Source organism: Mycobacterium sp. (assembly GCF_036490025.1).
Lineage (GTDB): Bacteria > Actinomycetota > Actinomycetes > Mycobacteriales > Mycobacteriaceae > Mycobacterium.
In genome coordinates, this window is sequence record NZ_DASXEP010000092.1 from 1 (window position 1) to 7,004 (window position 7,004).

Sequence of the window (7,004 nt, forward strand, 5' to 3'; positions counted from 1 at the left end):
GAAGTCGATCCCGACGGCTTTCACGAGTGGCTCAGCGAACTGATCGTTGATCAGGGGGTTATCGGCCTTGGTGGCGACGGCCCGGGCCGCGGCAACCATCGTGGCTGTTGCTCCAACGCTGGTCGCGAGGTCCCAGGTGTCGTTGTCGGTGCGCGGCATGCGTGCTCCTTCGAAAGTTCGGACGTACTTAGTTAGCGTAACAAGTATTTAGCCGATCTAGCAAGTTGTCCCTCAATCAGGCCACTATCCAGGCGGTTACTCACGTTGACGACTCGGCGATCCAGTGCTGGGATTGGTGATTCAAGGAGTCACCGTGACAAACCCGCCGGGCGTGGGCGTCGGCAGACGTCGCATTCTGGGGATCTCCGTATCGGCCGCAGGCGCAATCGCTCTGGCGGCATGCGATAAGCCGCAGCCCAAGGCGGGCGAGCCCGGCGCACCAGCAGACGACGAAGTGCCGGTCACTCCGCCCGAAGATTTGATGCGCGAACACGGGGTGCTCAAACGCGTACTGCTGATCTATCGAGAAGGAATCCGCCGCCTGCAGGCGAGCGAGCAGCTTCCCGCCGACGCGCTCAACGCCGGGGCGGCGATTATTCGAAGCTTTATTGAGGACTATCACGAGCAACTGGAAGAGCAGCATGTCTTCCCCAAGCTGGAGCAGGCGGGCAAACTCACCGACGTCACGTCGGTATTGCGCACCCAGCATGCGCGAGGTCGCGTGCTGACCGACCGGGTGGTCGCTGCCACCAGCGCCGCGACAGCGCTCGATCGGGCTAAGCGGGAGGCGCTGGTGCACGACATGTCGGCGTTCATCCGAATGTATGAGCCGCATGAAGCGCGCGAAGATACCGTCGTTTTCCCGACGTTGCGTCAGGTAGTGCCCGGAAAGGAGTTTCGCGACATGGCCCACATCTTCGAGGACGAGGAGCACCGGCGATTCGGGCAGGCCGGCTTTGATGGTGTGGTCGATAAAGTCGCCGATATCGAAAAGAGCCTCGGCATCTACGATTTGAGCCAGTTCACCCCGACCTAGTTCGTCAGCGTACGTCCGTCGTGACTCGCGCAACGCGCCGTCCGATGGTGTCGATCCGTTTGCGTGCGAGTGCCTGCAACGGGTGGACGGCAACGATCATCGCCACCCGTCCGCGGGGATCGAAGACCGGCGCCGCGATCGTCGCGACCGGCTGCGATCGACGTGCTGTGTCGTCATCGGCCAAAAAGCCGATCGTGGTGAACTCGGTCAGCAGTTGATCGGTGATCTCGCGAACGTGATCGGGCAATCCGTCGCTGGGCAACGTTCCCATCACCTGGGCCGCTTGGGTCAATGCCGGCGTCGTGCAGTCCACGTCGAATCCGCGCTGACGGGTGCGAGCCAGCACGTCTTCGAGGCGACGGGCGAGCACGGCGTTGGTGGTCGCGCTGCGCTGAATCCAGGCCTGCTGCTCCTCAGGGGTGTCCCAGGCGGCGAAGGCGACTCCGAATGGTGGGGCGTAGCGGATCTGCTCGCCGGGTGCGCCGCTGGACCGCTGGCCGGCGTCTTCAAACGCAGTGATCACCAGCGAATCGCCGACTCGCTCGACAACCGATGTGGCATAACCGAATTCCTTGGCCAGGTACAGCGCCGCTGTTCGGGCGCTGTGTGCCAGCGGCCGCGCGGTTTCGACTCGGGTCGCCACCACTGCCAGCGCCGGCCCCAACGAAAACGTCTTGTCGACCGGATCGCGACTGACCCAGCCGCGATCGCACAGCGTGGTCAGAATGGCGTGCGCGGTCGCCTGGGTCAGCCCGAGTGCGCGCACGACATCGGAAAAGCGGAGTCGGTCCATGCCGGTGCCGGCGAGTAGCTCGACGACGTCGAGCACGCGCGTGGTCGGGGGCGACGGTGGAATGGCTTGACTTCCTTTCACGGCGCTTCCTAGTCTGAGCCTCAGATTGTCGAGATGCTATCTCGAATAGTCGAGAACAGCCAAGCGCAAAGGAGTGTGCGGATGCGTGCGGTGGTGTTGCGTGCGGGCCGACTCGACGTCCGAGAGGTCGCCGACCCGGTGCCCGGCCCGGGCGAGCTGCTGCTGCGGACACTGAGCACCGCGATCTGCGCGTCGGATGTGCATTTCATGGATCACCCGGAGTTGGGGATCAGCGACCCGACGGGGCGCTCGCTCTATGATGCGGACCGCGACATCGTGCTCGGCCACGAGTTCGTCGGCGAGGTCATCGGATATGGACCGGACTGCACCGAACGATTTCCGGTCGGCACACGCGTCACCTCCATTCCCATTCGTGTGGTCAATGGCGGCGCTGATGGCGTGCGGATCATCGGTCAGCACCCGGAGGCTCAAGGCAGCTTTGGTGAATTGGTGGTCGTCGCCGAGACATTGGCCAAACCCGTCGGCGGCCATGTGTCAAGCGATGCCGCGGCCCTGACGGACGCGTTCGCCGTCGGTGAGTTCTATGTGCGCTCGGCGCGGATGGAGCCCGGCGAGATACCGGTCGTCATCGGTGCCGGCGCGATCGGGTTGTCGGCCGTCGCCGCCTTGACCGGCCGCGGTGTCGAGCCGATCATCGTGTCGGACTACAACTCCGAGCGCCGTGAACTTGCGTGCGGCAGCTTCGGCGCGCACATCGCGGTCGACCCAGGCACAGAGTCGCCGTTCGACGTGTGGCGTGTGCTGCGCGTCGAGCGTGGGCTGTGGGGCCCGCTGGTCGTGTTCGAATGCGTAGGTGCCGCAGGGCTGATCCAGAAGATCGTGGAATCGGTTGACATCGGCAGTCGGATCTATTGCGCCGGAGGGTGGTACACCGGTGACTCGCTGAGCATCACCGAAGCGACCCGTCAGGGCGTCACCATCCAGTTCGGTGGCGGCCCGCACCCGCAGGACTGGTACGGCACGCTGGACGCGATCGCGTCCGGTCGACTGGATCCGCTGCCCAGCGTCGGCGCCGTCGTCGGTCTCGATGAGGTCCCTAGCGCACTCGACTCGGCCCGAAAGTCCACCGGCCCGGCACGATTCATCGTCCACCCGAACGGAGCCGTGAAGTGAGTGAGCGAGAAGATCGTCAGGACATCACCGATGTGTTGCTGCGCTATGCGACCGGGATCGACCGCCGCGACTGGTCATTGTTCCGCACGGTGTTCACCGACGATTGCGAACTGGACTACGGCGAGGTCGGTTCCTGGGAAGGCGTCGACGCCATAACGGAGTTCATGCAGCAGGCGCACTCGATGGCCGGCCACACCATGCACCGGCTGACCAACCAGGTGATCATGGTCGACGGTGACAAGGCCCAGTCCCGGACCTATGTCGACGCGCTGATCATGGTGGGCGACACCAACTCCGGTGTGAACGCTGCCGGTTTCTACGACGATGAGCTTGTCCGAGGCAGTGACGGGTGGCGGGTCGCGCGCCGCCGGTTCATCCAGGTGCGGGTGGCCCCGGTAGGAGAACCAGCATGACGTTTGCAGCCAGGTACGGCCCGTGGGCACTGGTGGCCGGTGCGTCCGACGGTGTGGGCGCCGCGTTCGCTGAGGGGCTTGCCGAGCGCGGCGTCAATGTCGTGTTGGTGGCGCGCCGTCAGTCGGTGCTCGACGAGGTGGCGGCCGGGATCGCCGATCGCACCGGCGTCCAAACCCGGACGCTGGCAATCGATCTCGCTGAGCACGACGCGGCGTCGCAGGTGGCGGACGCGACCGCCGATCTCGAAGTTGGCTTTGTGGTGTATTGCGCGGGAGCCGATCCGAACTTCGAGCCGTTCCTGGCCAACTCGATCGAGACCGCAGAAGCGATGGTGCACCGCAATTGCATGGTGCCGATGCAGCTGTGCCACCACTTCGCACCGACCATGGTCGAGCGGCGCAGCGGCGGCATCGTGCTGTTCGGCTCGGGCGCAGGACTCGCCGGCGGACCGAACATGGTGGCCTACGGCGCCACCAAGGCGTTCGACATGGTGTTCGCCGAAGCGCTGTGGAGCGAACTGCACGACAAGGGAGTCGACGTGCTCGGCCTCATCCTCGGCAAGACCAACACACCCGCACTGCGTCGCCTCGAACACAGCCGCGGACACCTGAGCTCCGAAGACACGGCGCCGCCGGACGCCGACGGCGTCGACCAGGTGATCGCGGAGGCATTCGAAAACCTCGGCAACGGGCCGACTTTGATGGTCGGCGACATGATGCGTCTTGCGGCGCCGATGTTGGCATCGCTGACTCGCAACGAGGCCGTCAAGCTCGTCACGCAAGCTCAGGCCGCCGCCATGGGCGGCGATTGAGCCTTCAACGCCTCAGCTGCTCACCTGCTTGATGAACACGCTGACCCGGTTGATCAGTCCGTCGAGATCCTGTTCGAACACAAGGCATTCCGGGTACCCGGTGGGCACACCGTCAATGTCGAAGGTCTCGCTCAGCTCGACGTAACACACTCGATCCGAAGCATGCGAGATCCGCTGCACGTCTAACCGGTAGCCCTCCAGCGAGGCGAACACGCCTCGCAGGAATTTCAGATACGGCTGCTTGCCCTCGACGATGTCGCAGTACGGGCCCTCTCGGATCAGATCCTTGTCCGCGATCGTGGCCGCCAGACCGTCCCAGTCGTGCACCGCCAGACACGCCAGATAGCTCTCCACCACGCCGGCGGCATCAGTTTGACCCATGGCATCTTCATACGCTCGGCGGGCCGGGCCATCAACGCCAGACATCCCAGGCCCCGAAGGACCTGGGATGTTTGGTTTTTGCCGGTTCGGACCTTACAGCCCGAGGAACGCCAGCGGGTCGATCGCCGAGGCCGCAGTCGTTGCTGCGTCGAAGGCAGCACCCGGGTCCAAAGCGGCAACGGCATCGATGCCGGCGACCAGCGAGCTCAGGTCAAAGTCGCCCCACGGCGTGACCAACGTGTCGGTGACAGCGTCGGTAGCGCCGGCCACTCCAGGAATCGCGGTGTAAATGTTCTCGATTCCGTCGCCGATGTCGAACACGTCGTACACCGATCCAACAGTCGGGAGATCAGTGGCATCCGCGCCGCTAACCGCCGTGACACTTGCGACGGTGAATTCCGTGTTGGTTAGGCCCAGGAGGTTGGTGACATCCTCGTTTCCGACGATGCTTCCGACCTCAGTGGCGCTCGCCCCGGTGCCGTCGTAGATGTTGAAGTCCTGCGGTGCCAGCGGAAGCACGAAGTCCTGGCCGCCGAGAACAAGGGTCGGCGTGCCGCCGCCGAGATCCAGCAGCGGCGGTACCCCGACCAGTTGTTCGACAGGGGTGAAGCCTTCGGTCCCGGAGGCCAGGATGGGATCGAACGTCGTACCGCCGATGGTGAATGCGTCGGGAGCGTCAGTGATGCCGGCGGTTTCCAGCCCGGTGAAGGCGTCGCCCGGTTGCAGTGCCGCCGCTGCGTCGATGTTGCCGAACAGCGAGTCCAGGTTGACGTTGCCGAACGGCGTCACCAGGGTGTCTGTGACGGTGTCGTTTGCGCCGTCGAGGCCCGGGATCGCGGTGTAGACGTTCTCGTAGCCGTTGCCCAGGTTGAACGCGTCGTAGACCGATCCCACGGTCGGCAGCTCCGCGGCGGTTCCATCGCCGGTCGGTGTCACACCGGTGACGACGAGCTGGGTGTTGGTGAGGCCCAACAGGTTGGTCACGTCGACGCCGGTGTTGATGGTGCCGATCTCGGTGGCACTTGACCCGCTACCGCTGAGGACCTCGAAGCTCTGCTTGGCGATATCGTCGCCAGCACTGGCGGGATCACCGAGCGACCCGCCGCCGATCTCCAACAACGGTGCAGACGTCGCGAGCGGGGCGACCGTGTCGAAGCCCTCGCCCCCAGCTGCCAGTGTCGGGTCGAGTGTGAAGCCACCGATGCTGAAAGCTTCTGGGGCGCCGCTGATTCCGCTTACGTCGAGACCGGTGAAGGCATCCCCGGGTTGCAACGGATCCGCTGCGTTGAACCCACCCAACAGCGAGTCCAGGTTGATGCTGCCGGTCGGCGTGACCAACGTGTCGGTAACGGTGCCGTCGGCACCGGGGGTGGCGATGTAGACGTTCTCATACCCGTTGCCCAGGTTGAACACGTCGTAGACCGATCCCACCGTAGGCAGATCCGTGGCACTCCCACCGGCGACAGGGGCGTCACTGCCGACGGTGAACTCGGCGTTGGTCAAGCCGAACAGGCTCGTCACGGTCTCGTTGCCCTGGATGCTCCCGAGGTCGGCGCCGGTGGTGGGGTTGTAGACCTCGAACTCCTGAGCGGCGAGCGGCAGCCCGAGCGCCGTACCGCCACCGAGCTCCAGCAGCGGCGGAGCACTGCTGAGCTGGGCGACGGGGTCGAAGCCCTCGACGCCGGGCGCGGTGAAGGGATCGAACGTGTAGCTGCCGATGGTGAAGGCGTCCGGACCGGTGGCGCTGACCGCGTCGGCGGTGTCGGCGACAGCCACTGCCACCTGCAGAAACGCGGTAGTGAACAGCCCGCCGGTGGCCGCCAAACCAGCAAGGACCAAACGATGATGCATGTGGTGCTCCTATTAACTCGTGTTTAGTAATGCGGGATGGGCGTGGGTTACTCGTGAGTAACATCGCGGCACGCTACTCAGCAGAAATATAGAATGTCAATACAAAATTTGGAGAAATCTCAGGTTGCCAGCAGACTCCCAGGCGCCTGGCGGCAAGGCGTTAGTCCAGGTAGCGGCGCGATTACTGGTGCAATTAGCCCTCTCAGCTGCGATTTTGTTAGACGCAGGTGCAGTATGTTCCTGAGACAATCCGGTCCGTAGCTCAGAGAAGGCTCAGCCGCTGAGGCCCGGTCTGACGGCCTCTCACGCGGCCGCTTTAGACGAAGTCCGATCCTCCGTCGACGTTCACCGTTGCGCCGGTGACGTAGCCATTGCGCCTAGAGGCCAGGTAAGCGGTGATCGAGGCGATCTCCTCGGGAAGCCCAGCGCGCCCGAGATCGCATGGCTGGTGGAAATTGTTGTCGATCCAAGTCATCACATCGTGCGGGTTGGACGCGTCGAGG

General features: G+C 64.4%; 9 protein-coding genes. 4 read left to right on the top strand and 5 right to left on the bottom strand.

Translation table 11 applies throughout. The features are described from left to right. The coding region (locus VGG53_RS10465) for a class I SAM-dependent methyltransferase (RefSeq protein WP_331517993.1) at positions 1-159 on the bottom strand (159 nt) is incomplete at its 3' end. 154 nt (positions 160-313) lie between these two features. Between VGG53_RS10465 and VGG53_RS10470 the strand changes: the two genes are divergently transcribed. Further along, on the top strand, positions 314-1,036 hold the full coding sequence (locus tag VGG53_RS10470; protein WP_331517987.1) for a hemerythrin domain-containing protein: 723 nt from the start codon (positions 314-316) through the stop codon (positions 1,034-1,036). Between the two features lie 4 nt (positions 1,037-1,040). Here VGG53_RS10470 and VGG53_RS10475 read toward each other — a convergent pair whose 3' ends face one another. Further along, entirely contained in the window at positions 1,041-1,865 is an 825-nt protein-coding gene (locus tag VGG53_RS10475) for a helix-turn-helix domain-containing protein (RefSeq protein ID WP_331517994.1), read from the bottom strand. Positions 1,866-1,991: 126 nt separating this feature from the next. Between VGG53_RS10475 and VGG53_RS10480 the strand changes: the two genes are divergently transcribed. From VGG53_RS10480 to VGG53_RS10490, 3 genes are read left to right on the top strand one after another with little or no spacing between them, the layout of a single operon-like run. Next, positions 1,992-3,044: a zinc-binding dehydrogenase gene (locus VGG53_RS10480; RefSeq protein ID WP_414688937.1), complete on the top strand. Its 1,053-nt coding sequence runs from the start codon at positions 1,992-1,994 to the stop codon at positions 3,042-3,044. Further along, complete coding sequence (locus tag VGG53_RS10485; protein WP_331517988.1) at positions 3,041-3,457, top strand: nuclear transport factor 2 family protein; 417 nt, start codon at positions 3,041-3,043, stop codon at positions 3,455-3,457. The genes VGG53_RS10480 and VGG53_RS10485 overlap by 4 nt, the downstream gene beginning before the upstream one ends. Beyond that, positions 3,454-4,269, top strand: coding sequence for an SDR family NAD(P)-dependent oxidoreductase (locus VGG53_RS10490; RefSeq protein WP_331517989.1), 816 nt, complete (start codon positions 3,454-3,456; stop codon positions 4,267-4,269). The genes VGG53_RS10485 and VGG53_RS10490 overlap by 4 nt, the downstream gene beginning before the upstream one ends. Before the next feature lie 12 nt (positions 4,270-4,281). On the opposite strand, the gene VGG53_RS10495 is transcribed toward VGG53_RS10490, so the two are convergent. From VGG53_RS10495 to VGG53_RS10505, 3 genes are all read right to left on the bottom strand, one after another. Then, positions 4,282-4,650 carry a nuclear transport factor 2 family protein gene (locus VGG53_RS10495; protein ID WP_331517990.1) on the bottom strand — a complete coding sequence of 123 codons (369 nt, stop codon included), beginning with the start codon at positions 4,648-4,650 and terminating at the stop codon, positions 4,282-4,284. Positions 4,651-4,743: 93 nt separating this feature from the next. Further along, complete coding sequence (locus VGG53_RS10500) at positions 4,744-6,501, bottom strand: hypothetical protein (protein ID WP_331517991.1); 1,758 nt, start codon at positions 6,499-6,501, stop codon at positions 4,744-4,746. Between the two features lie 316 nt (positions 6,502-6,817). Beyond that, positions 6,818-7,004: SDR family oxidoreductase (locus VGG53_RS10505; RefSeq protein WP_331517992.1), on the bottom strand; the 187-nt coding region annotated here is incomplete at its 5' end.